Source organism: Streptomyces sp. NBC_00154, from assembly GCF_026342835.1.
In the GTDB taxonomy this organism is placed as follows: Bacteria; Actinomycetota; Actinomycetes; order Streptomycetales; family Streptomycetaceae; genus Streptomyces.
Genome location: NZ_JAPEMI010000002.1, coordinates 289,123 through 315,567 on the forward strand (window position 1 = coordinate 289,123; position 26,445 = coordinate 315,567).

Sequence of the window (26,445 nt, forward strand, 5' to 3'; positions counted from 1 at the left end):
AGCCCGGCCGCAGGCGACGGCCGTTCATTGATTTACGTTTCGCACTCCGACCATGGAGAAGAGCGGTCGGGATCGGAGTAACCAGTGGGAATGCAGGTGCGAGTTGCGCAGCAGATGCGATAAGCGACCAGCCTTGTAATTGTGTCGCAAACTCAGACGTATTCCCTAAGGGCTGTCCCGTAATCCCTGGTGGATCAGCGCGCGGCGTCGGATGCGGTGCATCGCAAGGCGGAGGGGCGTCCTCGTACGGGGCGTATTCGGGCGTTCCGACAATGCGGCGAGGTGCCGTAGCTGTCGTCGCGTTCCCTCGCTGGGAAGCGGGCGCCCGGGTCGAGATCTTCGTCTCGAGCATCACCTCAGTTGTTCGGCGACGGTCTGTAGGAGTTCGTCGGAGAGGTTCTTGTCGTTGACGGCTCGGGAGATGAGTACGGCGCCGACGAGGGCGCTGAGGGTGAGCATTGCTTCGGCTCGGGTGTTCTCGGTGTCGTCGTTGAGGCCTGCGATGAGTTCCAGGTAGGTGCGTACCTGCTTTTCGTAGGCGTCTTTGAAGTGTTGGTCGCCGCGTCCGGCGGAGGCTCCGAGGGTGACGAGTGCGCAGCCGGTGGCGGGTGTGTCCCGGTGCTGTTTAGCGAGGTAGGCGTCGATGAGGCCGGCGCGTGCGTTCTGGTCGTTCTTGCGTGTGGCGCGTTCCATTTTCGCTGTGCCTTCGGCCAGGGCCACGGCCGAAGCCTGTGCGATCAGGTCGTCGCGTGAGGCGAAGCGTTTGTAGAAGCCGCCGTGTGTCAGTCCCGCCTCGTTCATGAGGTCTGCGACGCCGGGGCGGGTGACGCCTTCGGTGCGGACCTTGCGTGACGCCAGTCGCAGGACCCGTGCGCGGGTTGCCGCTTTCTCTGCCTGTGAGTGGCCCATGTCCGTCCCTGCCTTCCGTGGGGCGGCGTGGTGGGATCGCCGCGCGACTGGATGATGGCCATCATGCACCTGTGCCCCGTATGGGCGTCTTGTAGTGACTTGCGTTTGACCTTCAGGATGACGAGCGTAATCTTGCATGTGGATGATGGTAAACATCCATGAAGGCACTCGACCCGGCCACCGGCGAACTCGTCGAATCCGAGTTCGTCTGACGGCGGACCGCCTCTGCCTAGCCGCAGGAGCAGGACTCTGCCCTGCGAGGCTGCCAGGCGACGTCGCCGCCAGCGCCGGATCCGACCATGAGCTGAACGTCGCGACACGGCACTTCCCGACGGGCTGTTGACGCGGTCCCCCTGCGTGCGACCGCGTCTTCGCCTGTCACGCCCGTGAATCACGCACATGAGGAACCCATGACCTGCGAAGCCACCACCCGCCCGGACGTGAAGCGGGGAACCATCCCCGTCTTCGCCACGGCGACTGCGATCACCGTTTCCAACATCTACTTCACCCAGCCACTCCTCGACGAGATTGCCCGGGGCTTTCACGCGTCGGCCTCAACTGCCGGGCTGGTGGCCACGACAGGGCAGATCGGCTACGCGCTGGGCATCATCGCCATCGTGCCGCTCGCCGACGCCGTACGGCTTCGCCGACTGTCCACCGTTCTGCTGGTGATCACCGCCGCTGCACTCCTCGCGGGGGCCGCCGCACCCTCGGTCGCTCTGCTGAGTGTGGTCACCCTCATACTCTCCGCGACCACAGTGCTCCCGCAGGTCATCATGCCGACCGTCGTCTCCATGGCGACTCCCGGCAACGCCGGTCGTGTCCTCGGAGCGGTGGGGACGGGTTTGACCATGGGAGCCCTACTCTCGCGCACAGCTGCCGGCCTCATCACCGAGGCCGCCGGAACCTGGCGGGCCGGATACGCCGTCGCCGCCGTCGCCACCGGTGCCCTGCTCCTGGTCCTCCCGCGCTTCATGCCGGCCGACCCGCCCACCCCGGCCGGAACGCAAAAGAGTTATCTCCGTCTGCTGGCTTCGCTCCCCAAGCTCATCACGGAGAATGCGCCCCTCCGTCTTTCGGCCGCGCTGGGGGCGACGGTCTTCGCGGCCTTCTCCGCCTTCTGGTCCTCACTCGCCTTCCACCTCACGGCTGCCCCGATCGCGCTGGGGCCGGCGGTGATCGGCCTCTTCGGCTTGTTCAGCGTGCCCGGGGCCCTGGCCGCCCGCTACTCGGGGCGCCTCGCCGACCGTTGGGGCGCGCCGAAGGTCAATGCCCTGTCCCTCGCATCGGTGCTGCTCGCCTTCGCCCTGTTCGGGTTTGCAGGCCAGTCGCTGCTCGGCCTTGCTGTCGGCTGCAACCTCCTCGGCTACGGAACCACTAGCGGTCAGATCGCCAACCAGGCACGTATCTTTGCCGCTCAGTCCGCGATCAGGGCCAGCCTCAACACCGTCTACATCTTTGCGGTGTTCGCCGGAGGCGCCGTCGGATCCGCTGTCGCCGGTGTGATGTTCACCGCGTACGGGTGGGCCGGTGTGGTGGCCACCGGACTGGGCTTCGTGCTGCTCTCGGGAATCGCTCTCGCCTGGCACGCCGTCCGAGTCCGCCACATGGCCGGCGGTACGGCCGTGGCCGCCGACGCCGTTCGGTAGGCACGGGCGGACGGCCGGGTGACCCGGCACAGCTATCGCAGCCGGCCGCTTCGTCGTTCTTGATGTGGGCTGCCGTCATCTGCGCACGCACGTGCAAGGAGGCGGATGCAGCACGGCCGCCTCCGTCAATCCCCCTGGTCGAGGCGGTCCGTTCCCAGTATCGGAAGTCTGGTTTCCCCGGCTCGACTTCGCAGGCGGCCTTGGCAGTTCTGTCTCCCGGTCTGCCGCCATCGGAGGCAGGACCGGTGCCCCACGCCCAGTGCTCACCTGCGGGTTCGTGATCACGGGCCGGAGTGTCGATAGACGGTGCCGTTGTTTGCCGACAGTCCGCAACCTGGTCCCAGCCTCCCCGGGGCGGTAAGGCGTCCGGATCGCGGCAGCGCGAACGTCGTCGTGCGACGCCCCATCCACCAACGAATTGTCCGATGGAGTAGCTGCACGGGTATCGATACCCGGCCTGGGGCGGTTGCGGGCAGGACTGGACGTACATGGTCGTCCCACTTACCATGTATTGCATGGTACCTGATGTGGCAAGTAAGGGCGGCTCAGGGAAGGCGGAAAGTCAGCTCCGAAAAGGGGTGCTGGAGTACTGCGTCCTGGGACTTCTGCGCAGTGGCGCTCGCTACGGCGTAGAGCTGCTGGAGGTGCTTGGCACGGTGAACGTGATGACCACCAGCCAGGGGACGATCTATCCCTTGCTGGCCCGGTTGCGCCGTGACGGCTTGGTGGATACCACCTGGCAGGAGTCCCCGAGTGGGCCGCCGCGCCGCTACTACATGCTGACCCCTCAGGGAGAGGCGGCGCTGACGGAGTTCACTGAGATCTGGCCACACTTCCGCGACGCCGTGGACCGCTTCATCACCGATTAAACGACCGAACTCCCCACTGCCTTTACCTGGAGACTCACTGTGAAGACCGTCGAGCACCCGCTTGCGGTGGCCTACCTGGAGGCTGTGGCACGCGAAGCCGCAGCCCTGGCGCCGGAGCGCCGCAACGAACTTCTTGCCGATCTGACGGAGCATATTGCGGTGGCATTCGCCGAGCAGCCGGCCCGCAATGAGGCAGAGGTGAAAGCCGTCCTGGACCGCCTCGGCGACCCCCGCACCATCGTGGCCACTGCCCGCGAAGGCGAGACCATTGCGCTGCCGACCAGCAAGTGGCACAGCCTTGCCCCGTTGATCTTGCTGCCGGTGGCCGGACTTCTCGGGGGCGTCAACCTCGTCCTGGGCGGCATTGCCATGATCGCGGGCGTCGTGCTGCTGTGGGCAGCACCTCACTGGAGCAGGCGCGACAAGACCATCGGCACTGCAGCCTCGCTCCTGGTCCCTATAGCGCTTGTCGGCATAGCCTTCACTGCAGCAACAGCGGGGGCGCTCCTCGAACCGGTGCTGCTCACTCTCGTCGCCACCAGCGCACTGGTCCCGGCGGCCGCATCGGTATACCTCTTCCGGGCAGGGCGCCGTATGTCGTCATGATGAGGAATCGCCTGTTCTGGCAGCGTCACCGCCCGCATGGCGCGGACCGGGCACCCTGACGGCCGGCGCAAGTTCGAGCCGCTTGTCCATGTCGAGGCGGAAGGTGCCGTACGGGTTGATGTGCGACCAGAACCACGCGGTCAAACCGCGCCGGTCCTCGTCGCACAGCTTCTTGGCCCAGGCCGGTTCGGCGAGGACCTTGTCGCAACAGCAGGGTGTTGACGTGGTGGAGTAGGTGCAGGACGAGACCCCGCCGCCGGGCGACCTACACCCGACCACACGGAGTCCGGCACCTGTTCACCGCCTACGACCTGAGCAAAGACAAGCTCTACGGCCACATCAAGAAGACCAAGAACAGATCCAAGCTCCTGGAATTCTGCCGCTACCTGCGCAGCCTCTACCGGCCCGAGGTCCGCATCGCCATCGTGCTCGACAACTTCTCTCCGCACCTGACGACGAAGAAGGACACCCGGGTTGGCGACTGGGCCGCGGCGAACAACGTCGAGTTCGCCTACACCCCTAATGGGCACCGAAGCGGACGCAGCACCAAGGTCTCAACTACTCCAAGACTCTGAGGCTTTGAGCCTTTGATGGAGAGGGGCCTGGTGCTGTGTACGGCGGTTGCTCCGTGGCTGCCACCGTGGACAGGGCCAAGGTCTATACATCATCAGGGCAGATAGCCCTATCGCCAGACTGACCCGGTCCTGTACCCAGAAGTTGATCAATTCAGCACTGTGTGGCGGTGGCGGCGGTCGGTGCCGGAGAACCGTTGTGCATCCCCCGGGGCGCTACCTCTTGAACGAGAGTCGGTCCCCGGCACCGTCCGCCCGTCACCATGTCCTGATTGTCGGGTCACGTCTGAAAGTCCACCAGGGCCGTTCGAGCCCTCTGCAGAGACGGGCAGGCCCCGGCTTTCACCCGCCGCGTCGCATCCAGTCAGATGATCGGATCGTTGTTGTTCGTGGTCCGAGCCATCCGCAGGGATCACCTCTCATCGCACCCGGAGCCTTCGAGCACTGGCCAAGACCGAGGGCCCTGCGGACAGCTGGGGTCACGAACGGCTAATCGGATGCTGGGCCTTCGAGCCCTTCCATTAGGGAGACGCGTGATCCTGCGCGGCTGCGACCGGCAGCAATGCACCCCGAACCAAAGGGACGCGAGAGCACATCATGCACGTGTACTGCGGGAACGACTGGGCCAGCGACCACCACGACGTCGCCCTGGTCGACCACGACGGAGCTCTATTGGCCAAGGCCCGGATCGGCGACGACACCCCGGGCCTGCGACAACTGATCGACCTGCTCGCCGCCCACGGCGACACCAAAGAGGACCCGATCCCGGTGGCGATCGAGACCTCTCGGGGCCTGCTGGTGGCCTGCCTTCGCGGCACCGGACGCCCCGTCTATGCCATCAACCCGACGGTCGCCGCCCGATACCGCGACCGCCACGCGGTCTCCCGCCGCAAATCCGACCACCTGGACGCCATGGTCCTGGCCAACATCCTGCGCACCGACGCTGCAGCCCGCCGGCAACTGCCCCGCAATTCCGAGCTGGCCCAGGTTATCGCGGTGCTGGCACGAGCCCAGCAGGACGCAGTCTGGGACCGCACCCAGGCTGGCAACAAACTCCGCTCCCACCTGCACGAATACTTCCCTGCCGCGCTGGAAGCGTTCAGTACCCGCGACGGCCTGTGCACCCCCGCGGCGCTGGTCATCCTGGCTTCCGCCCCCACCCCGGGGCAGGCCGCCAAGCTCACCCGCGCCCAGCTGCGGGCGCTGCTGAAGAAAGCCGGCCGCCAGCGCGGCATCGACGCGGAGACCGAACGGCTGCACGAGATCCTCCGGCTGCCGCACATGCGGCAACTGCCGCTGGTGGAAAACGCAATGGGCCGCCAGACCATCACGCTGGTACGGAAACTGGAGATCGCCTGCACCAGCGCGGACGACCTCGCGCAGGCGGCGGTGGAATCTTTTGAACAGCACCCGGACGCGCGGATCATCACCAGGGCCGCGCCATGTCCTTGACTGCGGAGGGGCCGTAGGCGGTCGCCGCGCCGCCGCTTTGAAAAAGCCTTCCGTGAGTCTCCGCCGCAGGACCTGCCACCGTTCCTGGAGACAGTCGGGCGTCGGCGGATTCCTCTTCACCCGCCCCGAAGTCGTCGCTGCTCAGCCATGGCCGGGCCGGTGGCCCCGACTCCCGGCGGGGCCACCGACTCCCGGCGGGGCCACCGACTCCCGGCGCGACCCGGGGCATCCGGATCAGACCCCGTTCCGGGATGAAAGTCCCGCAGAAAAGGCTTCTACGCCGCATCGACGGGTGGGATCGCAGCAGCGGTGCGGGCCTGGCCGACCGCTCGGCCGCGCTTCGACGCGGGGAAGCGGTCGAGCATGGCCCGCAGTTCGTCGGAGCTGACGTCGGCTCCGAAGGGTTCGGTCCCCGGTTCGAGCTGTACGCCTTCGGCGAGCGGGCCGACGATGACGGGGTCGAAGCCGAGAGCATTCACGAGGTGCGCGGTCGTGGCCCGGTCGGCCGGGCCGTTCCCGGCGAGGGCGATTGCCTTGCGGCCGGGCGCGCCGGCGGGCCGTGCCTCGTCCTCAAGGTCGTGGTAGCCCATGTGGTTGAAGGCCTTGACCACGCGGGAGCCCGGGAGGAACGCCTGGAGGATCTCGCTGGTGGAGGTGCGCGGGTCGGTGAGGTCGTCGCGCACGCCCTCGACCTCCCACCAGTAGTTCATCGCGTCGACGACCAGTTTGCCGTGCAGCGCTTCGACCGGGATGCTGCGGTACTTCCCCAGGGGAAGCGCCAGGATCGCGACGTCCGCCTGAGCCGCCGCCTCCGCCGCGGTGACCGCGGTCGCGCCGGGCGTGAGGACCTCGATGGTGAGCGCGATGTCCTCGGGTGCCCCCGAGCCGGCGATCAGCGCGCGAAGACCTGCTGACAGGGCCAGCCGCGCCAGTACGGTGCCTACTTTTCCGGCACCCAGGATGCCTATCGTACGGATGTCATGCACGTCCATTGCCTCTCCATTCACGACGTCAGCCGGCGAGGATGTCACGGACCATGGGGATCACCTTCGTGCCGTAGAGCTCAACTGCGCGAAGGCGGGCGCTGACCGGCTGCGGGCCCGCGGTGTACAGGAGGTCGAACCTGCCGACGCCGAGTCCGCGTACCGCTTGGGCGATCCTGCGTGCGACCGTGTCCGGCGAGCCGATGTACATGGAGCCGTGCTCGATCTCGGCCTCGAATTCCTCCCGGCGCACCGGTGGCCAGCCCCGCAGCGCGCCGATGCGGTCGCGCATGAGCCGGTAGCCCGGCCAGAACAGCTCCCGGGCTTCTTCGTCGGTGTCGGCGATGAATCCGGGTGAGTGCATTCCCACCGGATGTGCCGTGGTGCCGAACTGGTCTGCGGCGCGCCGGTAGAGGTCCGTGTAGGGCAGGAAGCGTTCGAAGGAGCCGCCGATGATGGCGAGCATGAGCGGAAGCCCGTATCGGGCGGTGCGGATGACCGACTGGGGTGAACCTCCGACTCCGACCCAGGTGGTCAGGCGCCCCGACTCGGTGGTCGGGAAGACCTCGGTGCTCTCCAGCGGCGCCCGCACTGTGCCCGACCACGTGACGGGCTTCTCCTCCAGCAGCTTCGCGAACAGTTCCATCTTCTCCTCGAACAACGTGTCGTAGTTGTTGAGGTCGTATCCGAACAGGGGGAACGACTCGGTGAAGGAGCCGCGGCCGAGAATGATCTCGGCCCGGCCGCCGGAGAGGGCGTCGACCGTTGCGAAGCGCTGGAACACTCGGACGGGATCGTCGGAACTGAGCACGGTCACACCGGAGGACAGGTGGATGCGCCGGGTGCGCGTGGCGATGCCGGCGAGCACGGTCTCCGGGGACGAGATCGAGTACTCGGGGCGGTGGTGTTCGCCGAGCGCGATGACGTCGACGCCGATGTCGTCCGCGAGGACGGCTTCGTCGACGACCTGCCGGATGGCCCTGGCGTGGGAGACCGGGACACCTGAGTCGTCTTCGGGCAGGTCCCCGAATGTGTCCAGGCCAAAAACGAGATCATCCATGGGTGGACTCCTTGGCGAGCAATTCCCTGACCCGCGGGGCGACTTCGCGGCCCAGCAGTTCGATCGTGCGGGCGCGGGCCTGGCGAGGCAGGTGCATGATGTCGTACTTGAGGTCGAAGCGGTTCAGGTGCAGGGCGCGCGCGGTCTGGGCGATCTTGTGGGCGACGGCCTCCGGAGAGCCGATGAAGAGTGCCCCCTGCTCGATCTCCGCCTCGTACCGTTCGCGGGTCGGCTTGTAGAACCCCCGCTCCTCGGCGGCTTGGGCAACGACCGGCTGCCAGTACTGCCACCAGGTCTCGACCGCTTCCTCGTCGGTGTCGGCGACGAGCCCCAGGGAGTGCTGGCCGATCGGTTGCGGCTCGTGCCCGGCCTGCTGCAGCGCCTGCAGGTAGAGCTTGACGTGGCCCGCGAACCGCTGCGGGCGTCCGCCGATGATGGCCATCATCAGGGGCAGTCCGTAGCTGGCCGCACGGATCACGGAGTGCGGGCTGCCGCCCACGCCGATCCAGGTGGGGATACCCCCGTGGTGCATCCGGGGGCGCAGCCGCTGTTCGACGAGCGGTGTCCGGAGCGCGCCGGACCACGTCACCGTCTCCTCCCGCTGCAGACGCATGAAGAGTTCGAGTTTCTCCTCGAACAACTCCTCGTAGTCGGCGAGGTCGTAGCCGAACAGGGGGAAGGACTCCGTGGCCGACGCTCGCCCGAGGACGAGCTGGGCCCGGCCGTTCGACACGGCGTCCAGGGTCGAGAATTCGTGGTAGAGCCGCACGGGATCATTGGTGCTCAGGACGGTCACCGATGTTCCGAGGCGGATGCGCTTCGTGGCGGTGGCGATGGCGGAGAGCAGCACGGGGGCGGCACTGTCGACGTGGCCCGGTCGGTAGTGCTCGCCGACGCTGAAGACATCCAGTCCCGAGGATTCGGCGAGTGCGGCCTCCTCGACGAGCAGGCGGACGGTCTCGGCGTCGCTGAGCGTCCGGCCGTCGTCCGTGGCGACCTCCCCGAATGAGTTGAGGCCAATTTCGAAGGTCAGGGGCGTCATGTTCTCCTCCACCGGTGGTCCCGCAGGTAGCTGACCACTCGAAAATCACTTGATTGACGAAACAAGTATCTTCATGCATGCTTGACGTGTCAATCAGGAGGGTGCGGGGCTCGGTGCGCGGACACGCCTCGCCGTCGAGCAGGGGCTGTGCGTCCGTCTGTCCGCAGGGGTGAACGCCGGGGTGCTCCCCGGTCCACTCGCTCGGGATCTGACTGGCGCCGGGTTCGCGGTGCTTCGCACCCGCACGGGATCGTCGCCCGGCTGCGATGTCGGTCGGTTCACCGCCCGTTCCGCGCATTGATCATGAACACGTATTTGATTCATCAACTAAGTGAGGTGACCAGTCGTGGCCCACGCCACGCAGATGCCGCACGCCGCCGTCCTGGCGTCGGGCAGGCCAGAAGGAAGCCCTCCTCGCGTCGTTCGGCAGGCGCGACAAGCGATCGTGCGCAGAACCTTGCGGCACGCGGCGACAGGCGCGGCGGCGATCGCGATGCTCCACGCAGCCCTGCTCGGCGTCTCCTCCGGTGCCGACCCCTATCCCGAATTCGGCTGGACGGACACGACGCAGGAGATGGCCTGCGTCTACGCCTTGACCCCCTGGCCCCTGACGGCACTGATCCTGCTCTGGCTGGCGCACCAGCGGCAGGCGGCCTACACCCGTGCCGCCTTCGCGCTGCTGCTGTCCAGCGCGGCCGGGCTGGCCTACACCTGGTCGGTCCCCCTGGAACACCTCCCGGGGCAAGAGAGTTCGCTCTTCCGTGAGTACCTCGCGATGCCCGGTGCGCTCACGGGCTGGTACCTGCTGATGGCCCTGGCGGTGGTCACCGCCATCTCGTCGGTCCGAGCACGCATCGTCGTCATGACGACGGCGGTGTGCGGCGTGACGACGGCCGTGCTGACGTCCCCTCACCCTGCCTCCGCCGGTGTGCTGGGCGCGGCCGTACCGCTCCTTACCTGGTTCGTCGCGGGGCGTCTTCCGCGGAAGGACTCATGGAGCCGAGGCCCTGCGGATGCCTGGGAGCCGGAAGGACAGGTCGTAGCCTTGCGGCCGCGCGCCGAGGAGCCGGGTGGCGGCCAGGCCGCGCCCCGGGGTCGAACGGCGGGGGCGCCGGCCCGACCGGCCCACGTCCTTTCCTTCGACCCCGTACCGTTGAGGCGCGCGGGCTGACCGCCATGCATCTCAACGGTGTGATCGAAGCGGCCGGATGGTGGTCGTACGCCGCGGTGTTCGTCCTGACGGCCAGTGAGACGAGCGCCTTCACCGGGCTGCTGGTTCCCGGCGAGACGGCCATTCTCCTCGCCTCCGCGATCGCCGGCCGGGGCGAACTGAACGCCTTCCTCCTCGCGACCGTCGTGGTGGCCGGAGCCGTCACCGGCGACAGCCTCGGCTATGCATTGGGCCGCCGCTGCGCGCGGCGCCCCGGCCGGCGGTGGACACTGAGAGCCACCGCCGACCACGGAATCGGACGCGCCCGGACCTTCCTCACCCACCACGGCGGAGCCACGGTCTTCACGAGCAAGTTCATCGGCTTCGCGCGGACCTTCGCGCCCTATTCCGCCGGCTCATCTGGCATGCCGTACCGCCGCTTCCTCCGCTACAGCGCGGCGGCGTCGCTGATCTGGGGCATCGGCACGGTGGCGCTCGGCTACTTCGCCGGTGCGGCCGCGACCGAGTTCCTGCACTCGGCCGGTCTGGTCGGCGCCCTGACGCTCGCCACCGTGACCGTGCCGGCCCTCATCGTCGTGAAGGTCCGCGCGCGCCGCCGACGCCGTCGGCTGCCCACCAGGTCCGCAGTCGTGGCATCGGGCGGGCCCCGGAGGCCCTCGGCGCGACGAGCAGTACACGAGTTCACCCATTCACAGGAGAAATGAGTCATGCGATTCGAGGCTGCGGACTGGGCCGTGGTGCCGCTGGACACCCCGCTGGCCCACAACCCGTCCATCACAGGCGCCAAGGCCGCCCATCTGGCTCGCGCCGCCGTGGCGGGACTGCCCGTCCTGCCAGGGTTCGTCCTGGTGCCCGCCTAGCGGGTACCAGGGGCCTCCTCTCCGGCCTCGCGACGGTCATTCAGAAGATCGCGAGGGCCCCAGCGTCGGGCGAGGAGCGGAACGGCGGCTGGCCGGACGCCAGACAGCCCTGACCGCGCCGCCGGCCGACGGTACGGAGCCTTGGGAGGACCACCCGGCGGTGCCACCCTCCCGGCCGGGGCGCACTGCGTTCGCCGTGGCAGCGAGCGTGGGAGGTCTGCTGCTGATCCCGCTGCTGTGGTCCGCCCTGGCGGATGCGACCCCGACCCGGCCCGAGTCCGCACCCGACGCGGTGGGCACCACGATGGTGTTCACGGTCGAGACCCGCGACGGCGACGTCCGGCTCGCCGCCGACGACCTCTGGGAGACGTGCCGCCGATCCACGGCCGCCCACAACGACGACGCCGACCTCACCCGGGTGCGCGAGAGCGTCTACGTCGGTGCCATCCGCCCTGCGCTACCCCCGCACGACGTGATGCGTCTGCGCAGCTGCATCGAGGACGCCAACACCAATCGGGTCAACGCGGTTGTCCTGCGCTGAGCGGAGCCCCGCTGTGCCGGCCGGTGCCGGTTGGCACAGCGGGGCGGGCACACGCCTCAGCCTGTGGCGGCGAGCAGTACGACCGTGTTGCGCATTTGCTGCCCGTAGGCGAAGCGGTGCAATCGGGTGGCGAGCAGTCGATGGATGTGAGGCAGCATGGCGGAGGTGAAGGGCGCCGGCGTGCGGGCTGATCAGCACGCCCGGCGCGCTCCACCGCGGATGCCCGCCGGCAGTGGTCACATCCAGGGCGCGCGCAGTTGACCCCTGCACTGCTTACCTGGGCAGCGCCTAGTAGGGCTTGGTCAGGTCGGTTGTGGTGGTGCGTGTCCTGCAGGTCCGGTGTGGCGTTGAGAGTGTGTGACTCCGGACGAGATTGCTGTGGTGCGTGGCGAGTTGGAGACGTTCGCGGCGGAGGTGTTCGAGCCGTTTGCGCGAAAGGATCAGCGCCGGTGGGGGCAGGTATATCTGCGGGGGCTGCTGACCGACGGGCAGCGTAAGTCGGTCGAGCCGATGGCCGCCCGGCTCGGGGAGGACGGCAATCGTCAGGCACTGGCCAACTTCATCACCACCAGCCCCTGGGACCCCGCGCACATCCGGGCCCAGCTCGCCTGGCGGATGGAGGAGGCGATCGGGCCGGAGGCCCTGGTCTTCGACGACACCGGGTTTTTGAAGGACGGGACCGCCTCGGCGTGTGTGTCGCGGCAGTACACCGGCACCGCGGGCAAGGTCACCAACTGCCAGGTCGGCGTCTCACTCCACCTCGCGTCCGACCACGCCTCGGCGGCGGTCAACTGGCGGCTGTTCCTGCCCGGGACATGGGATCCCGCCTCACCGAAGGCCGATGCGGGCAAGGTCGCCCGCCGTGCCGCCTGCGGCATCCCGGACGATGTCGGGCATGTGGAGAAGTGGCAGCTGGCCCTGGACATGCTCGACGAGACCCGCTCCTGGGGGATCGAGGTGCCGCTGGCCGTCGCGGACGCCGGATACGGCGATGCCGCCGCGTTCCGGCACGGACTGCAGGCCCGCGGCCTGAACTACGTGGTGGGGATCTCCACCACGCTGTCGGCCCAGCCCGCCGGCGCGGTGCCGGTGGCCGAGCCGTACTCGGGGTCCGGACGGCCGCCGGTGGCGAAGTATCCCGACAAGCCGCGGCCGGTGAAGGAGCTGGTCATCGCGGCGGGCCGGAAGGCGGCCAGGCCGGTGCAGTGGCGGGAGGGCTCCCGGCCCGGCACCGGCCGCTCGGGCCGCAAGCGGATGTACTCCCGCTTCGTGGCCTTGCGCATCCGGCCTGCCGGACGCGAGGTCCGCCAGGCCACCGACGGCCCGGAACTGCCGGAGTGCTGGCTGCTGGCCGAATGGCCCGCCGGTGAGAGCGAGCCGGTGCAGTTCTGGCTGTCCGACCTGCCCTCCGGCATGCCTCTGACCACGCTGGTCCGGCTCGCCAAACTCCGCTGGCGCATCGAACACGACTACCGGGAGATGAAACAGGCCCTGGGACTTGCCCACTTCGAGGGCCGCACCTGGAACGGCTGGCACCACCACGTCACCCTCGTCTCCGTCGCGCACGCCTTCTGCACCCTGCAACGACTGGCCCGGGCCCCAAAAGACGCGGCGCCGGCCTGAGCCTCTACCAGGTCGTCCGCGAGCTGCAGATACTCCTCGCCCTCTGGACCGGTGCCTGCCCCACCTGCCACCGCAACATACCCACACCGATACGAACCTGACCAAGCCCTACTAGCTGTGCCCCGCTGCGCCACGTGCTCCTGGTGCTGCTCCAGTGCCGTATGAGCCGTCCGTCCCCCGTCCTGACTTTCGCGCACACCGTGGCCGACAGCGTGTCCCGTGGGGTGATTTCGCGCGCGGCGTCGGCACACCTCTCATCAAGTGTTGCGTCCAGCTGGTCCTGGAGACGATGGCCGCCTTCGCCGGTGTCCTGGTGGCGCACGCGCTGGGCTGACCAGCGTGGCTCACCGGTGGAACGGGTTCGTCCGCGCGGCCGCGCTGGGGCTGGTATGGGTCCTATCCGTAGGGAGGCGGCGTGGGTCTCTGCCCGACCGACCGTACGAGATGTCGTGTGGTGCGACGGCGCTCAGCGATGTCCGCTTCAACTGCACGGCCGGCCGACCGGGCAAGTGCCCGAGGGTGACCGCCGCCACTGCGCAATGTCGGCCTGCCGGAGCCCAGGTGTCTTCAGACGTCTGGTGGGCGGAGCCGTAGTCACCGGCCGGGGAGACGGGTCGTCACTTCCTGCAGTACCCAACCGTTGCCGTCAGGGTCGCTGAACGCGGTGAAGGAACCGTAGCTGGCTCGCTGCGGGTCCGGGCCGCTGACGCGTCGCTCTTCCGTGCCGCGGTGGAACACCCCGCCCGCGTCGTGGAAGATCTCGCCCATCTCGATGCCGCGGTCGACGAGTTCGGCGTGGGCTGCCTCGATGTCCGAGACGATGAGGTGCAGACCCTGCACCGAACCCGGCGCGGCCGTGGTGACTCCGGCGCCGAAGAGGATCGAGCACTGCGATCCGGGGGGTGTCAGATGCACCACGCGGTAGCTGTCGTCGGCGACGTAGTCGACGTCGAGACGGAAGCCCGCCTTCTCGTAGAAGGCCTTGGCCCGGTCGACGTCAGAGACGGGCAGCACCACAACTTCGAGTTTCAGATCCATCTTCGCTTCTCTGTTCGCAGACGGCGGTTTCGCATGGTGTGCGTCACCGGTTGAACCGGTGAGATCATGGCACCTCCTTGCGTAACTGGTCAAGGAGGTGACGCAATTGGTCACCCGCTTGGCCGTTGAAGGCTGTCGGGGGTCGAGGGCGCTGCGTTGGCCGCGCAGGCGTGGGGCGAGGCGGCATGGGTCCGGGAAAGCGCCGAGCGGTGCACCCGCGCGGCGCGCTGTGGACAGCGTGGAGGCCGCCGCGGAGAGGGCAACCGACTCTCGCTCCGTGAGCGGGAAGTAGTGCAGCCGGCGCTCCGAGAAATGACGAACCGTCAGTTCCTGGGTGAGTTGTCGGGGTCTCCGAGCACGGTCGGGGCGCAGTTGAAATCGGCGATGCGCAAGTAAGGAGTGAGCTCCCGGACGGCGCTGGCCGTGATCGTCAGCCAGGCGGACGGCGCCTGAGATGCCCGGCCGGTGCGGGCTTGACGGGTCGACGGCCACCGCCGGGGCGCATGTCCGCGCGCCGTCGCGGGTGCTCTGAGTGACACGGGTCCTTCCGCCTGCTGACGCGGCAGGCGGACCTGACGCCCGACGTTTACATATCCGCTCAGATCCCACGGGGCCACTCTCGGGCTGCTTCCGAACTGGATGGGCGAGGCGCAGGTGCGAGTGGCGAAGGTGGACGGAACCGTGCTGCAACCTGCGCCGGCTTCCCCCGTCCGGATCTCCTGGAAGCTACGCACAGGTGTCCTCGCCTGGCAGCGGGTGTGATCGTTACGGCTGCTGTGGCGGGCCGGTGCTCCGCAGTCGGCCGGAACCCACGGCGGGAGTTCTTACGGGGTGGTCGCGCACGCCGTGAGCGGCGCCGCGTCGAGCAGGGTGGCCGCGGCGACGCGGGCGGTCGTGGCGGCGGAGGGGTCACGGTCCATGCGCGCGGACTGCCCCGCGCCGTCGTACAGCAGATGGAGCTGCCGGGCCAGCGCCTCGGGGGCGGCGTATCCGGACGCGGTGGCCAGTTCTGTCAACAGGCCACGCACCCAGACACGGTAATTGTCGGCGACCTGGCGGATCGCGCTGTCCTCGGCCGTCTCGGCGGTGGCCCGCACGAAGGCACAGCCGTTGTACTCGGGATCGGTGAACGCCTCGCCCAGCGCGTCGAAGACGCCGAGCAGTTGCTCGCGCGGGGTACGGAAGCGAGTCAGGGTCCGGGTGATCCTGTCCTTCATGCGTACGTAGCGGAGGTCGAGGTAGGCGCAGACAAGGCCTTCCTTGCTCCCGAAGGTGTTGTAGAGGGACGCCTTGGCCACCCCGGCGTGTTCGATGACACGGTCGATGCCGACGGTCTGCACGCCTTCGCTGTAGAAGAGCTCGTTGGCCGCTTCGAGTAGTCGCTCGCGTGCAGACGCCTTGGTCGCGGTCTTGGTCGCCATGGCCACCACCCTCTCAGACAGACCTGTTCATTCTAACGCCGGTGAATTCCGTCATACCTCTGAGACCTGTGCCACGGGCGCTGCCTCGGAGAGGGCGGTCTCCGACCGGACTACCGCCACCCGCTCCACACGGCGGCCGCTGAGGAGCAGCCCGATCGCGGCCGCGAGGGCCAGCACGATGACGGCGACGCCGTACTCCCTGGACGTCTGGATCAAGCCACCGCCGTGCACGACCAGGAGACCGGCGATCACGGCCGGCACACCCAGGCCCACGTAGCACACGACGTACAGCAGAGAGAGGACCCCGGCTCGCTCATGCGGCTTCACCTGCGGTACGACCAGCCTGATGCCGCCCTGGAACCCGCTGCCGAAGCCGAAGCCGGATATGGCGCCGCCCAAGAAGAATCCGATCACGGAGGGCGTACCGCCGGTGCCCGAGGCGATGGACCCCAAGGTGATCACCACGCCGACGACCAGTGTGGTGACGCTGATCAGCATCATGGTCCGCGTCCCGGCGCCTCGCAGGATCACGACGGCCAGACCGGCGGAGCCCGCGAGTACGAACAGGGGCAGCCCTCCCCACACTACGGAGGTGGAGTGCACCAGGGTCTGCGTGATGGCCGGTCCCAGTGCGCCGTACAGGCCGGTCAGCGCCCACACCGCGAACATCACGGGCGCGGCGATCGCCATCGACGCGCGGGCCGACCTGGGCAGCTTGAACTTGGGGACCATGCTGGCCAGCGCGCCCGGCTTGCGGCTCACCGTCTCGTTCAGGGCGAGCACGGCCAGCGCCTGCAGAACGAAGACACCGAGCAGCACGACATAGACGAGGTGGGTGGGGGCCGGCAGGTACTGCACGATCAGTCCAGAGGCGAAGGCGCCGCTCGCGGTCCCCAGCGTGGGTGCGAAGGAGTTCAGGAAGCCGCCCTTGCGTGCGTCGATGTCGAGCATTCCGGCGCCGAGCGCACCGACCGCCGCTCCGGTGCTCAGCCCCTGGAGGACGCGGGCGGTCAGCAATGCGCCCACATCACCGGCGGTGATGAACACGACCATCGCCAGCGCCTGCACGATCAGGGCCGTCAGGAGCACCGGGCGTCGGCCCACTTGGTCGGAGATTCTCCCGAAAATCAGGAGCGAGACCAGCACGGCCAGCGCGTACACGCCGAAAACGACGGTGATGGTGATGGGGGAGAAGCCCCAGTGCTGCTGGTAGATCGCGTAGAGAGGAGTCGGCGCGCTGGACGACGCCAGCAGCGATATGAGGATCGAGGCCAGCAGGCCGATGGAGGCCTTGGGCCCCAGGCCCAAGGCCCGGCGTCGCGGGGCTGCGTGCGCGGGAGACCGCTTGGCCGGGACACCCGGAGAGACGGGTTGACGCATGGTGGATGCGCGACTCATGGATCACTTTCCGAATAGGGCGAAGCAGACACCGTCATATTAGACAGATCTGTCTAATGGGTGGGGGGTCCAGATGGTGAGGTGTGTCGCATTGCCTCGGTGTGCCCGGACTGTCGCGGTGTGTGGCGAGGGGGTGACGCTCCCCCTGTGCGCATGTCGCGAACCGCTAGGCGCCGTCGGCCTCGTATCTATACTTGAGGTGGCAAGTAAGCGTGTGGGGCGATCGGCGCCATGACTGCTCTCGTCATCTCTCCCACGACCAGGGACCGGGCGGGCGCCTGCTGTCCCTGCCCCGGCGTAGCGCGTCCGGCTCCTGCCGTCGGCACGGCGGCTCAGAACACCGTACCGACGTGCTCGTCGCCAGGGCTGCGAACCGGGGGCGTTTCGTCAAGCTGGGGAGCCGCGGCGGCAATGCCCAGGGTGCCCGGTCCGTACAGGTCGTCGGCTCCGCACATCGGCGCGTCGCTCGGCCGCGGGGCCTACCGGGAGCCCGACACTCGGCGGAGCCGGCGCACCCGCGCCTGCCGTGCAGCGGTGTGCCGGATCCGCCCATGGTGGGGTCCTGCGCTCCGACCGGTTCTCTGCGTCTGCGGTCCGGATCGCCGGTCTTGCGGCGGTCGGGCCTGGGCACCGCCGCGGCGAAAGCTGGGCACCGGGGCGGCTCGACGCCGGCCTAGTTCACCTGCCGTCCAGCAACTGCTCGAACGGCACGGGGTCGTGATAGGGATCCGCGAGGGTCAGCGGCTCACTCCGGTGTACTTCGACGGCGAGTTCCCGAGCCGCTCGCGCTACTCGCCGCAGGAGCAGCCCCTGGGAGCCGCCGCCGCTGCCCCAGTCCTCCGTCGCGGCGTACACCGCGGTGGGCACAGCGTCAGAGATCTTGCGCGCGGTCGGTCTGTAGGGTCTTGTTCTGCAGCATCAGCGCCTCGAGAGCCGCCAGGCCGTCGGCGACGCGGTGCTCCCGGCCGAGGCCCACGCTCCCGTCCCGGACGGGCGCGTGGGCAGCGTCGTGGTCGGTTCCCTCGGGACCGTCCGCCGGCGGCAGCCAGGCAGTGCGGGCGATTCTGCGGTGACGGCCGTGCGCCGCGAAGTCGCCTTCGGGTACCCAGCCGTCCTCATCGGCACGCGTGCCCCGGTGTCGCCCGGTGCCCGTGCCCTCGACAGCGCTCCCGGGCAGGGAGAGGCCGGTCCGCACGTCGGTAAGGGTGAGGGTCATGTGTTTCCTTCCTCAGGGTCGGTTGCGCAGCAACTCGCAAAATCGGAAGTCGGCCGCGCGGCGTGCGACGAGTGCGCTCGCCCGAGTGGTCCGGTTCGGTGGAGCACCGCGGGGTGACGGACGCACCCGGGCGCACAGCCAGACTTAATTGCTACGCGAAGCAAATATAATCAGATCCGCAGCGGCCACGCGTATCTGATCCCTGCTGATCCCTATGCCTTGCGTCACACCGCAGGGGAATCGGGTCCACACCGCGCTGAGGGTGACCGTGACGAGCAAGAGCGCGCTCCGGGCCACCGCGGCGCCCCGGAGCGCGCTCCGCGCCTGGCGAGCATGAGGACCGGCGGCTGCCGCACACCAGTCGCCGGTGCCGGCCGGGTCAGGGCCGGCGTGGGCTCGCGCGGACTTGACCCGATGGCGCCGCGGTGTGCCGCGCATCGTCGCCACGGCCGATCCCCTCGTGCCAGGAGGAAGCACGCCGTAGCGGCGTGCGGCGCTCAGGTGGCGACGTTTCGCAGGGCAGCCGCGAGTTCCTTGAGGTCCAGTTCCTTGAGATGGTCGAGGAAGAGCCGGCGTGTCGCGGCGAGGTTGGTGGGCCAGGCCTCTTCGAGGCGGGTGAGGCCGGCGTCGGTCAGGGAGGCGTGCCAGCCGCGGCCGTCCTTTTCGCACTGCACCCGCTCGATGAAACCCTCGCTCTCCAGCCGGTGCACGATACGAGTCGTGCCGCTGAGCGACATCTCAATGGCACGGGCGAGCTCGTGCATGCGCAGCTGCCGACCGGGTGCCTCCGACAGGTGCATCAGGGACAGGTATTCCGTGTTCGACAACCCCTGCATTCGCGTCATCTCGGCGTCGATTGCGCGTGGCAGGGCGTGGATGAGAGCGGGAAGGGCCCGGACGACGGCCTCTTCGTCGGCAGTAAGCGGTTGCAACGCGTCTGCGGGTGGGGTGGGCTTCGGTGTCATGCTGGCATACCTCACATGTGTGCGGTGGAAGATACATCGGCCGACCTGGTGGCCCGGCTTCGGTTTCCGCTGCAGTTCTCTTTCGAGCTCTGCCTATCCCTTGCGTGTGAGACGGATCGGCCGGGCGAACGGCGATGACCTCTTTCGCTCCGCGCCGGACCTGCCCAACGGTCGTGTCGGCCGATAAGGGCCGGGATCGGCCTGCGGGCGGGGTTTGTCACTCCGTGGCCCCGATGCCAACCGACTCACTTACTTGACGGAGCAATCTCTTATGTTAGGTTGCTTGTCGAAGCAACTATATCCCGAACCGGTTGCCAGGGCTGCATCCATGCCCGGACGGTCGCGGGGCCACCTCGATGAAGGCTTTGGCGTGACCAAGATCGGGATCATCCTCGCGGTTGGAGAACCAGGGGCTCATCCAGCGGGTCGGGTCGGAGCAAGACGCTCGTGGCTGGAACGCCGTCCTTACCGACACGGGCCTCGCACGGCTGGGGGAGACCTGGCCGACCAACCTTGCCTCTGTCCGCCACCACTTCCTGGACCATCTGGCGGGTGTGGACCTCGGCAGACTCGCGGCAGCTCTGCGCAACATCGCCACATGACGGCGCGCGTCCTGGATCCCAATGGCTGACACGGGTCCGGGTCCTGGCCCATCGGCGCGCGATCACCGGACAGGCCGGGCTGTGCGAACGGGCGACGCACATTCACGGGACCGCACCCCCACAGCCCCTGTCCCGTGACACCCGCGAGGACAGACCGGTGCGGCGCCAACACCCATCCACGTCCTCCCCAAGGACCGTCGTGTACATCGCTGCTGTCATCCTCAGTGTTCTCCTCGCCCTCGTCTCCCTTGCCGCCGGCGCCCCGAAGGCGCAGTTCAAGGGCGACGTCGCGGAAAGCCTCGTCGCGAAGGGGCTCAGTTCCGCGCTGGTCCGCCTCATCGGCCTCGCCGAGGTGGCCGCCGCGGCGGGGCTCGTGGCGGGTATCTGGTGGCAGCCGCTGGGCATTGCCGCCGCCGTCGGGATGGCCGTCCTGCTCCTCGGGGCGATCGGTTACCACGTGAAGTGGAGCGACTACGGGGACAGCGCCTCTCGCGGCATGGTCGCGGTTCTGTTCGTCCTCGTTGCGGTGGCGGCGGCAGTCACACTGGCCGCGTCGCAGTGACCGATCTCCTCGGCACCGGGTGCGCGCAGCCTCGGCACCAGACACTCGTCGGCTCGGGCGGATGGTGCTTGTGCCAGTGAGGGAAGAACGTATCAACCTCGCCGGTCAAAACGTCGCCTGCACGGCCTCGGAGGGCACCGGCCGCACTGTTGTCCTGGTGCATGGGAACTCCTCGCCCGCGCGGGTATGACGTCCGTTCCCTTCGGGGAACGGTTCCGCTGCCTGGCACTCGACCTGCCCGGTTACGGCGGTTCGGCGTTCGGCAGGAACCCCGACGCCTATCCGCTTCCGGGTTACGCCTCTCTTCCCGCCGGCCTCGTCACGGAGTTGGACGCCGATGACGCGGTGCTGGTCGGGATGGAGTCTGGGAGGACACATCGCGCTCGAAGCAGCGGAGCGGCTGCCCGAGGCCGCGGGGTTCGTTCTCTTCGGCACTCCGCCCGTCGGCAGCCCCGCCGATGTCGGCAGGGCATTCCGAGTTCGGGCCTCAGCGCGCGTGAGGAGAAGGCCATAGCGGCCAAGATGCACCCGCATCTGGAGCGTGAGAGCGTGGTGCTTGGTGGCTGTGGAACCAGTCGTGCCCCTCCAGCGGCCAGGCTACGGTGCGAGCTGGAGTGACGGCGGCGGTCGCCCGATGCCGAGTGACGCGGAGATGGTTGGCGGCGCTCTCCTCATGAACGACCGGGGCCCATCGTCGAAAGGCGGCGGGTGCGCCGACGAGAGGACTCCCGCCATACCGGGAGTTGGCAAGCGGAAGAACCGAGGTGCGATGAACGCCCAGGAAGTGACATACCCGCCCGAAGATACCGCCCTGCTGATCATAGATCCGTACAACGACTTCCTGTCGGAGGGCGGAAAGCTGTGGTCGCAGGTCAAGGAGGTGGCGGAGGAGATAGGACTCCTCGACCACATGCGAGCAGTGCTGTCTGCCGCCCGCGAACAGGGTTTCCACGTCTTCATCGTGCCTCACCACCAGACGGCGCCGGGAGACTACGAGACGTGGGACCACCTGTCTCCGACCCAGCAGCGTGTCCTTGAGCGGCAGACCTTCGCGGCCGGTAGTTGGGGGGCCGAATGGCACCCGGACTTCGTGCCGCAGGAGAACGAGCTGGTCATGCGCCAGCACTGGGCATCGAGTGGCTTCGCGAACACGGACCTGGACATGATGCTGAAGCAGCACCGGGTTCAAAAGATCGTGTTCATCGGTATGAAGGCCAACACGTGCGTCGACACCACTGCCCGCTTCGGGCAGGAGCTGGGGTACCACGTGACGCTCATACGCGATGCCATCGCCTCTTTCTCCTGGGACGAGATGAGGGCGACGTTCGACATCAATGCACCTGCGTATGCCCATGCGATCTTCACTACGGATGAATTCCTGAAGACCCTTCAGAAAGCCGCACCGTAGGCCGACTCCGAACGGGCGGACGTGGCGGCGCCGTGCAGCCGGATCACTGGTTCGGCTGCACGGCCGTTCTGAGGTCGAGCATACCCATATGCTTGACAGATCAAGTATCATCAAGGTGCCGTGGTCAGCCGCCCAGGCCTGGCGGATTACCTGGTCATTGGACACTTCTTGTCGGTCCCTTCCCAAGACCGCAATCGAGCCCCGAAACAAGCCCTTTTTGCAGCAGTTTGTCACCGCCGGTCCGTGGGTGCAGTTCCAGAGTGTGCCGACCGCTGCGCGGCGCCATCGCATCGGTTGTCTCTCCGATCCGCGGCTCCACGGTCTGTGAGGATCTACGGACATGTCTATACGTGCCTGCCGCATCTGACGCCGTGCGCTGATCCATCAGGGATTACTGGACAGTGCCTTCATACCCTGCTTCCTTCGTCGCAGATGTTCCGATCAGGCCGGAATCTGTACTCGCCGACCCTGTCCTGCTTCGGCGCGCCACGAAGGCGAGCGCCGCGCCGAAGACGCCGCGGATCGCCCGAAGGGGCCGCCGCGGTGTCGCACGGGGTGGGCGTCTGCGGGCCCACGCGGCCCGATGCTTCAGCGCTAGTGGAAGGTTGTGATCATTTCAGAACGCAACACACTGTCATCAAAACTGGATGATAACCATCATGCACATCCATCAGCCACTAGGGCGAAATATGACTTTTGCCCCGACGGGATTGAAGCCCCTTGATCCCGCATCAGGATCGACACCATCGTCATCCACGACACGGAGTCGCCCTACGCCTCGGCCATCAGTACTTTCCAGCAGCCCGGGGGCGGCGCCGCGCACTATGTGATGCGGTCCTCGGACGGCGCGGTGACGCAGATGGTGCCGACGAAGGACATTGCGTTCCACGCGGGGAACTACTCCAGCAACCTGCACTCGATCGGCATCGAGCACGACGGCTACGCCGCGCACGGCGCGACCTGGTACGCGGAGGCGCAGTGCGAGGCGACCGCCGAGCTGGTGAAGTACCTTGCAGGCCGCTTCCAGATCCCGCTGGACCGGCAGCACATCATCGGCCACGACAACGTTCCCGGGCCCGACTCGGCCTCGGTCTCCGGTATGCACTGGGACCCGGGGTCGTCCTGGGACTGGGACCAATTCATGGCGCTCCTGGGCGCGCACGGCAAGGAGTGGCACGGAGTGGGCGGCACCGGTTCGGTGGTGACCATCGCACCCGGCTTCGCGCATAACAAGCAGACCGTGTAGATCTGCCCGTCCGACGACCCCACGGTGCCGTCGCCGCGTGCACGAACGTGGAACAGCCGTCGGACTTCGTCTACCTGCGGATGTTGCCCAGTAAGACCGCCCCGTCTTCGGAGACCAGACGATCCACATCGGCGCCGAGGGTACCGACCGCATTTCCGACTGGGGGAGCACGGCGCAGGCCGGCCAGCAGTGCGTGGTGGCCGACAAGCAGGGGCGCCTGGACGGCGATCTGGTTCAGCGGTTCGAAGGTGTGGTTCTACAACCCGCACGGTGCCAACGCCACGCGCGCCCACGGTGTGACCGTCGTCTCGTCCGGTGCGACGTCCGACAGCAACCCGGTCGCCGTGTACGGCTCCAGTTACCCCGACGCCTCCGAGTACGCGGCGGTCGGCCTGAAGCCCAGCACTCAGGCCCCGCTGAGCATCTACACCATCCCCGCCGGTCGGGCGTACGTGGCGAAGGCTGCCACGGACGACTACTTCTCGGGTACGGGCACAGTCCTCATCGGCGGCAGGACCATGTACACGATCCAGTACAACCACCGGACAGCGTTGGTGTACTCGAACGATGTCTCCGCCCAGTCGCTGGGTGAGGGGCACCACTGACGCCATGTCACAGAACCGGGCGGAGCGACCGGGGCTTCGGCCCGTACTCCGCCCGGTTCACCCGCCGTCTGCTGCCCCTGCGGGGCAGCAGACACCCACGTCGTTCGCGCCTCGTTCCTTGGGCGGTGTCGCCGTTCAGTGAGCGGCCGTCTGGGGAGCTCTCTTCTTCCGGGCGCGATACGCGGCGGCCTTGAACTTGTTGCCGCAGGACTCCATGCCGCACCACTGCCGGCGCGTGCCCCGGGAGCGGTCGACGTAGATGCGGGTGCACTCGGGGTTGCCGCACTCCTTCATCAGGGGCATGTCCGGACCGCTGAGCAACTCGACGGCATGCCGTGCGACAGTGGACAGTGCTTGTTCCGCAGTTGCCTCGGTCCGGCGCCCAGTCCTGGTGAGCTGCGGCGTCGCCGGAGACTTGCGCGCGGTGCCGTTCAGGACGCTCAGCGCCTCGTCGTCGTACTCCTCCTTGAGGCGGCGGGCCGTGACGAGCTCGTAGATCGCCTCCCGCACCGCCTTGGCCTGTTCCACGTCGGCTTCGTCGCCGGGCACGATGTTGTCGATGAGCCCGGACTCCACGAACCAGGCGTCCAATCGGTCCGGTGTCGCGAACATCTCGAAACGCACCGTACGCCGCGCGCGCAGAGTCGCGGCGAAGTCGAGGGCCAGGTTGCCGCAGACGAAGGCATGCTCGTGATTCACATCACCATTCTGACAGGTGACTCGCGATGGCGGCAGGGGATTGGTTCAGTCTGTGGCCTGACCAGGGGGAATGCCCTCGTTCCGGTCGTCCCGTCCGCCGTTGACAGTCCGCTGGAGGCCGTGTCAGTATCGTCACCAGTTGAACAGGTGACGTTGCTGAGAGTTGGTTCGGGCCGAGCCTCCGTTTCGCCGATGTCGCCGCGATGCATCGTGTGCGGGCGTTCCACGTCCTTCACGTCGCAACCGCCGACCGCGCCTCGCAGTCCGGGCTTCCGTCGCCTGCGGACGTCCGTAGCCGGCGCAATGCCGTGACGACGGCCGCCACCCTCGGCGGCACGACCGCGACCGCCGCCGACGCGCGACGCCGGAGCAGTTGCCACCCCGAAAGAGGATTGAACATGGCAAAACGGCCGAGGCGGAACGCCGACGGCGCACCGGTGGGGCGGCGTGCCATGCTCGGCATGCTCGCCGCAGGTGCCGCGGGCCTTGCCGCCGCCCCCTATCTGCAGCGCGGTTGGGAAGGGTTCCTGGGAACCGCCTCCCAGGTCGACGCGACCGGGCTGACCGGCCTGCTCCCCAACCCCGGCGGCTTCCGGTACTACAGCGTCGTCGGCTCGGTGCCGCGCAAGCACGAGACGAACTACGAGCTGCGGATCGACGGTCTGGTCGACCGGCCGAAGACCTACACGCTGCCCGAACTACGGGCGATGCGTCAGACGCGAGTCGTCGCCGACGTCCTATGCACGGACGGGTGGCGAGTGGACGACACGCCCTTCGCAGGCGTGAAGCTGGCGGACCTCCTCGACGCCGTCGGCGTGCGGTCCGAGGGCGCGGCCATCCGGTTCTCCTGCTTCGACGGCGCCTACACCGAAAGCCTCACCCTCGAGCAGGCGCGCCGCTCGGACGTCCTGGTGGCACTCAACATGCAGGACAAGCCCATCACCCACGAGCATGGGGGACCGGTGCGCCTCTTCGTTGCTCCCATGTACTTCTACAAATCGGCCAAGTGGCTGTCCGGTATCACGGTCACCGACAAGGTGGTCCCCGGTTTCTGGGAGGAGCGCGGTTATGCGGTCGACGGCTGGCTCGACGACGCCGACCGGGGCGATGAAGCGGCCTGAATTGTCCGGACAGGTCCGCCGGTTCAGCCCCGCCCAACGGATGGTCCACCGGGCGACCGGCTGGCTTATGCTGCTGGTCCTGGTCACTGCGGCCTGCCTGTACTTCGGTCCGCTGGCCCAACTCGTCGGCCGCCGCCACCTGGTGGCCGCCGTCCACGAATGGTCGGGCATCTGCCTGCCGGTTCCCTTCCTGCTGGGGCTTCTCTCCCGAGAGTTCCGCGCGGACCTGCGCAGTCTGAACCGCTTCGCGGTCTACGACCGGCAGTGGCTGAGGGCTGTCCGCAGACGGCGGAAGTCGCCGCAGGCGCGTCCCGCCGGCAAGTTCAACGCGGGACAGAAGATCTACGCCGGGTGGATCGCGGGTGCGGTGCTGGTGATGATGTTCACCGGTCTCCTCATGTGGTTCCTCGGCTTTCTGCCGTCCATCTCCCGCACCAGCGCCATCTTCGTTCACGACTGCCTCGCCTGGGCGGTCACCATCGTCCTGATCGGGCACATGCGCAAGGCGTACCAGGACCCCGAGGCCAGGCTCGGGATGCGTACGGGTTACGTCAGCAGGTCCTGGGCGGCGCGGTACCACTCCCGGTGGCTGCGGGACGACCGTCCGGACAGCGCCGCCGACGAGACGGACGCAGTCTGACCTTCCGGCCCGGTCACGTCCTGCCGACCCATGTGGCTCAGGCGGCGCCGACGGGGCGTCCGGCCCGCCGTCCGGAAGATGTTGCGCTGCCCGGCCCCGTGGTCGGCGCGGCGGCGGTGGCCTCGTAGGAGACCAGGCGCCAGGTTCCGATGAGGGCGGCGCGCAGTTCGTCGGGGGTCATGGATTG

Annotated in this window: 26 protein-coding genes and 3 pseudogenes; 17 read left to right on the forward strand and 12 right to left on the reverse strand. The window is 68.0% G+C overall.

Features of this window, described 5'->3' with window-relative positions; translation table 11 throughout:
* Nucleotides 1–351: 351 nt before the first annotated feature.
* A complete protein-coding gene (locus OHA03_RS37720; protein ID WP_267008518.1) occupies nt 352–909 on the reverse strand; it encodes a TetR/AcrR family transcriptional regulator in 558 nt (185 codons plus the stop codon).
* Nucleotides 910–1,319: 410 nt separating this feature from the next.
* Here OHA03_RS37720 and OHA03_RS37725 point away from each other — a divergent pair, with 410 nt between their 5' ends.
* The 5 genes and pseudogenes from OHA03_RS37725 to OHA03_RS37745 form a co-directional block, all read left to right on the forward strand.
* Nucleotides 1,320–2,558, forward strand: coding sequence for an MFS transporter (locus tag OHA03_RS37725; protein ID WP_267008519.1), 1,239 nt, complete (start codon nt 1,320–1,322; stop codon nt 2,556–2,558).
* 515 nt (nt 2,559–3,073) lie between these two features.
* On the forward strand, nt 3,074–3,427 hold the full coding sequence (locus OHA03_RS37730) for a PadR family transcriptional regulator (RefSeq protein WP_267008520.1): 354 nt from the start codon (nt 3,074–3,076) through the stop codon (nt 3,425–3,427).
* 39 nt (nt 3,428–3,466) lie between these two features.
* Entirely contained in the window at nt 3,467–4,033 is a 567-nt protein-coding gene (locus OHA03_RS37735; RefSeq protein ID WP_267008521.1) for a hypothetical protein, read from the forward strand.
* 245 nt (nt 4,034–4,278) lie between these two features.
* A pseudogene (locus OHA03_RS37740) lies at nt 4,279–4,554 on the forward strand (IS630 family transposase); the annotation flags it as partial.
* A 648-nt stretch (nt 4,555–5,202) separates the two neighbouring features.
* A pseudogene (locus tag OHA03_RS37745) lies at nt 5,203–6,033 on the forward strand (IS110 family transposase); the annotation flags it as partial.
* A gap of 299 nt (nt 6,034–6,332) precedes the next feature.
* Here the strand turns inward: OHA03_RS37745 and OHA03_RS37750 are convergent.
* Genes OHA03_RS37750 through OHA03_RS37760 form a run of 3 tightly spaced genes read right to left on the reverse strand, consistent with a single transcriptional unit; the run spans nt 6,333 to nt 9,142 of the window.
* Nucleotides 6,333–7,049 (reverse strand): NADPH-dependent F420 reductase, encoded by a 717-nt coding sequence (locus OHA03_RS37750; protein ID WP_267008523.1) that lies wholly within the window; start codon nt 7,047–7,049, stop codon nt 6,333–6,335.
* 19 nt (nt 7,050–7,068) lie between these two features.
* Nucleotides 7,069–8,100, reverse strand: coding sequence for an LLM class flavin-dependent oxidoreductase (locus OHA03_RS37755; protein ID WP_267008524.1), 1,032 nt, complete (start codon nt 8,098–8,100; stop codon nt 7,069–7,071).
* Nucleotides 8,093–9,142 (reverse strand): LLM class flavin-dependent oxidoreductase, encoded by a 1,050-nt coding sequence (locus tag OHA03_RS37760; RefSeq protein ID WP_267008525.1) that lies wholly within the window; start codon nt 9,140–9,142, stop codon nt 8,093–8,095. The genes OHA03_RS37755 and OHA03_RS37760 overlap by 8 nt, the downstream gene beginning before the upstream one ends.
* Before the next feature lie 445 nt (nt 9,143–9,587).
* Here OHA03_RS37760 and OHA03_RS37765 point away from each other — a divergent pair, with 445 nt between their 5' ends.
* The 5 genes from OHA03_RS37765 to OHA03_RS37785 all read left to right on the forward strand — a co-directional run bounded on the left by OHA03_RS37765 (nt 9,588) and on the right by OHA03_RS37785 (nt 13,337).
* Nucleotides 9,588–10,313 (forward strand): hypothetical protein, encoded by a 726-nt coding sequence (locus tag OHA03_RS37765; RefSeq protein WP_267008526.1) that lies wholly within the window; start codon nt 9,588–9,590, stop codon nt 10,311–10,313.
* A gap of 5 nt (nt 10,314–10,318) precedes the next feature.
* Nucleotides 10,319–11,017 carry a DedA family protein gene (locus tag OHA03_RS37770; protein WP_267008527.1) on the forward strand — a complete coding sequence of 233 codons (699 nt, stop codon included), beginning with the start codon at nt 10,319–10,321 and terminating at the stop codon, nt 11,015–11,017.
* Nucleotides 11,018–11,020: 3 nt separating this feature from the next.
* Nucleotides 11,021–11,173, forward strand: a complete 153-nt coding sequence (locus OHA03_RS37775) for a hypothetical protein (RefSeq protein ID WP_267008528.1) — start codon at nt 11,021–11,023, stop codon at nt 11,171–11,173.
* Nucleotides 11,174–11,369: 196 nt separating this feature from the next.
* Entirely contained in the window at nt 11,370–11,714 is a 345-nt protein-coding gene (locus OHA03_RS37780; RefSeq protein ID WP_267008529.1) for a hypothetical protein, read from the forward strand.
* A 357-nt stretch (nt 11,715–12,071) separates the two neighbouring features.
* On the forward strand, nt 12,072–13,337 hold the full coding sequence (locus OHA03_RS37785; RefSeq protein ID WP_267008530.1) for an IS701 family transposase: 1,266 nt from the start codon (nt 12,072–12,074) through the stop codon (nt 13,335–13,337).
* Between the two features lie 594 nt (nt 13,338–13,931).
* On the opposite strand, the gene OHA03_RS37790 is transcribed toward OHA03_RS37785, so the two are convergent.
* The 6 genes and pseudogenes from OHA03_RS37790 to OHA03_RS37815 all read right to left on the reverse strand — a co-directional run bounded on the left by OHA03_RS37790 (nt 13,932) and on the right by OHA03_RS37815 (nt 19,375).
* Nucleotides 13,932–14,375 carry a VOC family protein gene (locus tag OHA03_RS37790; protein WP_267008531.1) on the reverse strand — a complete coding sequence of 148 codons (444 nt, stop codon included), beginning with the start codon at nt 14,373–14,375 and terminating at the stop codon, nt 13,932–13,934.
* A gap of 824 nt (nt 14,376–15,199) precedes the next feature.
* Nucleotides 15,200–15,796 (reverse strand): TetR/AcrR family transcriptional regulator, encoded by a 597-nt coding sequence (locus OHA03_RS37795; RefSeq protein ID WP_267008532.1) that lies wholly within the window; start codon nt 15,794–15,796, stop codon nt 15,200–15,202.
* Nucleotides 15,797–15,847: 51 nt separating this feature from the next.
* Nucleotides 15,848–17,194 (reverse strand): MFS transporter, encoded by a 1,347-nt coding sequence (locus OHA03_RS37800; RefSeq protein ID WP_267008533.1) that lies wholly within the window; start codon nt 17,192–17,194, stop codon nt 15,848–15,850.
* A 678-nt stretch (nt 17,195–17,872) separates the two neighbouring features.
* A pseudogene (locus OHA03_RS37805) lies at nt 17,873–18,061 on the reverse strand (oxidoreductase); the annotation flags it as partial.
* 4 nt (nt 18,062–18,065) lie between these two features.
* Nucleotides 18,066–18,410, reverse strand: a complete 345-nt coding sequence (locus tag OHA03_RS37810; RefSeq protein ID WP_267008534.1) for a hypothetical protein — start codon at nt 18,408–18,410, stop codon at nt 18,066–18,068.
* A gap of 497 nt (nt 18,411–18,907) precedes the next feature.
* On the reverse strand, nt 18,908–19,375 hold the full coding sequence (locus OHA03_RS37815) for a MarR family winged helix-turn-helix transcriptional regulator (protein ID WP_267008535.1): 468 nt from the start codon (nt 19,373–19,375) through the stop codon (nt 18,908–18,910).
* Nucleotides 19,376–19,773: 398 nt separating this feature from the next.
* Between OHA03_RS37815 and OHA03_RS37820 the strand changes: the two genes are divergently transcribed.
* The 5 genes from OHA03_RS37820 (at nt 19,774) to OHA03_RS37840 (ending at nt 23,798) form a co-directional block, all read left to right on the forward strand.
* Nucleotides 19,774–19,977 carry a hypothetical protein gene (locus OHA03_RS37820; RefSeq protein ID WP_267008536.1) on the forward strand — a complete coding sequence of 68 codons (204 nt, stop codon included), beginning with the start codon at nt 19,774–19,776 and terminating at the stop codon, nt 19,975–19,977.
* 199 nt (nt 19,978–20,176) lie between these two features.
* Nucleotides 20,177–20,539 carry a DoxX family protein gene (locus tag OHA03_RS37825; RefSeq protein ID WP_267008537.1) on the forward strand — a complete coding sequence of 121 codons (363 nt, stop codon included), beginning with the start codon at nt 20,177–20,179 and terminating at the stop codon, nt 20,537–20,539.
* 769 nt (nt 20,540–21,308) lie between these two features.
* A complete protein-coding gene (locus OHA03_RS37830) occupies nt 21,309–21,947 on the forward strand; it encodes an isochorismatase family cysteine hydrolase (protein WP_267008538.1) in 639 nt (212 codons plus the stop codon).
* 784 nt (nt 21,948–22,731) lie between these two features.
* Entirely contained in the window at nt 22,732–23,193 is a 462-nt protein-coding gene (locus OHA03_RS37835; protein WP_267009611.1) for an N-acetylmuramoyl-L-alanine amidase, read from the forward strand.
* 248 nt (nt 23,194–23,441) lie between these two features.
* Nucleotides 23,442–23,798, forward strand: coding sequence for a hypothetical protein (locus OHA03_RS37840; protein WP_267008539.1), 357 nt, complete (start codon nt 23,442–23,444; stop codon nt 23,796–23,798).
* 135 nt (nt 23,799–23,933) lie between these two features.
* Here the strand turns inward: OHA03_RS37840 and OHA03_RS37845 are convergent, their stop codons facing one another.
* Nucleotides 23,934–24,497, reverse strand: coding sequence for a CGNR zinc finger domain-containing protein (locus tag OHA03_RS37845; protein ID WP_267008540.1), 564 nt, complete (start codon nt 24,495–24,497; stop codon nt 23,934–23,936).
* A 398-nt stretch (nt 24,498–24,895) separates the two neighbouring features.
* Between OHA03_RS37845 and OHA03_RS37850 the strand changes: the two genes are divergently transcribed.
* Together OHA03_RS37850 and OHA03_RS37855 are read left to right on the forward strand one after the other, a co-directional pair.
* Nucleotides 24,896–25,618 (forward strand): molybdopterin-dependent oxidoreductase, encoded by a 723-nt coding sequence (locus OHA03_RS37850; RefSeq protein ID WP_267008541.1) that lies wholly within the window; start codon nt 24,896–24,898, stop codon nt 25,616–25,618.
* Complete coding sequence (locus OHA03_RS37855; RefSeq protein WP_267008542.1) at nt 25,566–26,258, forward strand: cytochrome b/b6 domain-containing protein; 693 nt, start codon at nt 25,566–25,568, stop codon at nt 26,256–26,258. The genes OHA03_RS37850 and OHA03_RS37855 overlap by 53 nt, the downstream gene beginning before the upstream one ends.
* A gap of 37 nt (nt 26,259–26,295) precedes the next feature.
* Here the strand turns inward: OHA03_RS37855 and OHA03_RS37860 are convergent, their stop codons facing one another.
* Nucleotides 26,296–26,439, reverse strand: a complete 144-nt coding sequence (locus tag OHA03_RS37860; RefSeq protein WP_267008543.1) for a hypothetical protein — start codon at nt 26,437–26,439, stop codon at nt 26,296–26,298.
* Between the last annotated feature and the right edge of the window lie 6 nt (nt 26,440–26,445).

Coding starts and splice junctions, on each gene's coding strand:
- OHA03_RS37760 (WP_267008525.1), bottom strand. CDS start 9,142: ATGACGCCCCTGACCTTCGAAATTGGCCTCAACTCATTCGGGGAGGTC.
- OHA03_RS37790 (WP_267008531.1), bottom strand. CDS start 14,375: ATGGATCTGAAACTCGAAGTTGTGGTGCTGCCCGTCTCTGACGTCGAC.
- OHA03_RS37775 (WP_267008528.1), top strand. CDS start 11,021: ATGCGATTCGAGGCTGCGGACTGGGCCGTGGTGCCGCTGGACACCCCG.
- OHA03_RS37720 (WP_267008518.1), bottom strand. CDS start 909: ATGGGCCACTCACAGGCAGAGAAAGCGGCAACCCGCGCACGGGTCCTG.
- OHA03_RS37830 (WP_267008538.1), top strand. CDS start 21,309: ATGAACGCCCAGGAAGTGACATACCCGCCCGAAGATACCGCCCTGCTG.
- OHA03_RS37755 (WP_267008524.1), bottom strand. CDS start 8,100: ATGGATGATCTCGTTTTTGGCCTGGACACATTCGGGGACCTGCCCGAA.
- OHA03_RS37725 (WP_267008519.1), top strand. CDS start 1,320: ATGACCTGCGAAGCCACCACCCGCCCGGACGTGAAGCGGGGAACCATC.
- OHA03_RS37855 (WP_267008542.1), top strand. CDS start 25,566: ATGCGGTCGACGGCTGGCTCGACGACGCCGACCGGGGCGATGAAGCGG.
- OHA03_RS37800 (WP_267008533.1), bottom strand. CDS start 17,194: ATGAGTCGCGCATCCACCATGCGTCAACCCGTCTCTCCGGGTGTCCCG.
- OHA03_RS37770 (WP_267008527.1), top strand. CDS start 10,319: ATGCATCTCAACGGTGTGATCGAAGCGGCCGGATGGTGGTCGTACGCC.
- OHA03_RS37860 (WP_267008543.1), bottom strand. CDS start 26,439: ATGACCCCCGACGAACTGCGCGCCGCCCTCATCGGAACCTGGCGCCTG.
- OHA03_RS37815 (WP_267008535.1), bottom strand. CDS start 19,375: ATGACACCGAAGCCCACCCCACCCGCAGACGCGTTGCAACCGCTTACT.
- OHA03_RS37730 (WP_267008520.1), top strand. CDS start 3,074: ATGGTACCTGATGTGGCAAGTAAGGGCGGCTCAGGGAAGGCGGAAAGT.
- OHA03_RS37810 (WP_267008534.1), bottom strand. CDS start 18,410: ATGACCCTCACCCTTACCGACGTGCGGACCGGCCTCTCCCTGCCCGGG.
- OHA03_RS37795 (WP_267008532.1), bottom strand. CDS start 15,796: ATGGCGACCAAGACCGCGACCAAGGCGTCTGCACGCGAGCGACTACTC.
- OHA03_RS37850 (WP_267008541.1), top strand. CDS start 24,896: ATGGCAAAACGGCCGAGGCGGAACGCCGACGGCGCACCGGTGGGGCGG.
- OHA03_RS37750 (WP_267008523.1), bottom strand. CDS start 7,049: ATGGACGTGCATGACATCCGTACGATAGGCATCCTGGGTGCCGGAAAA.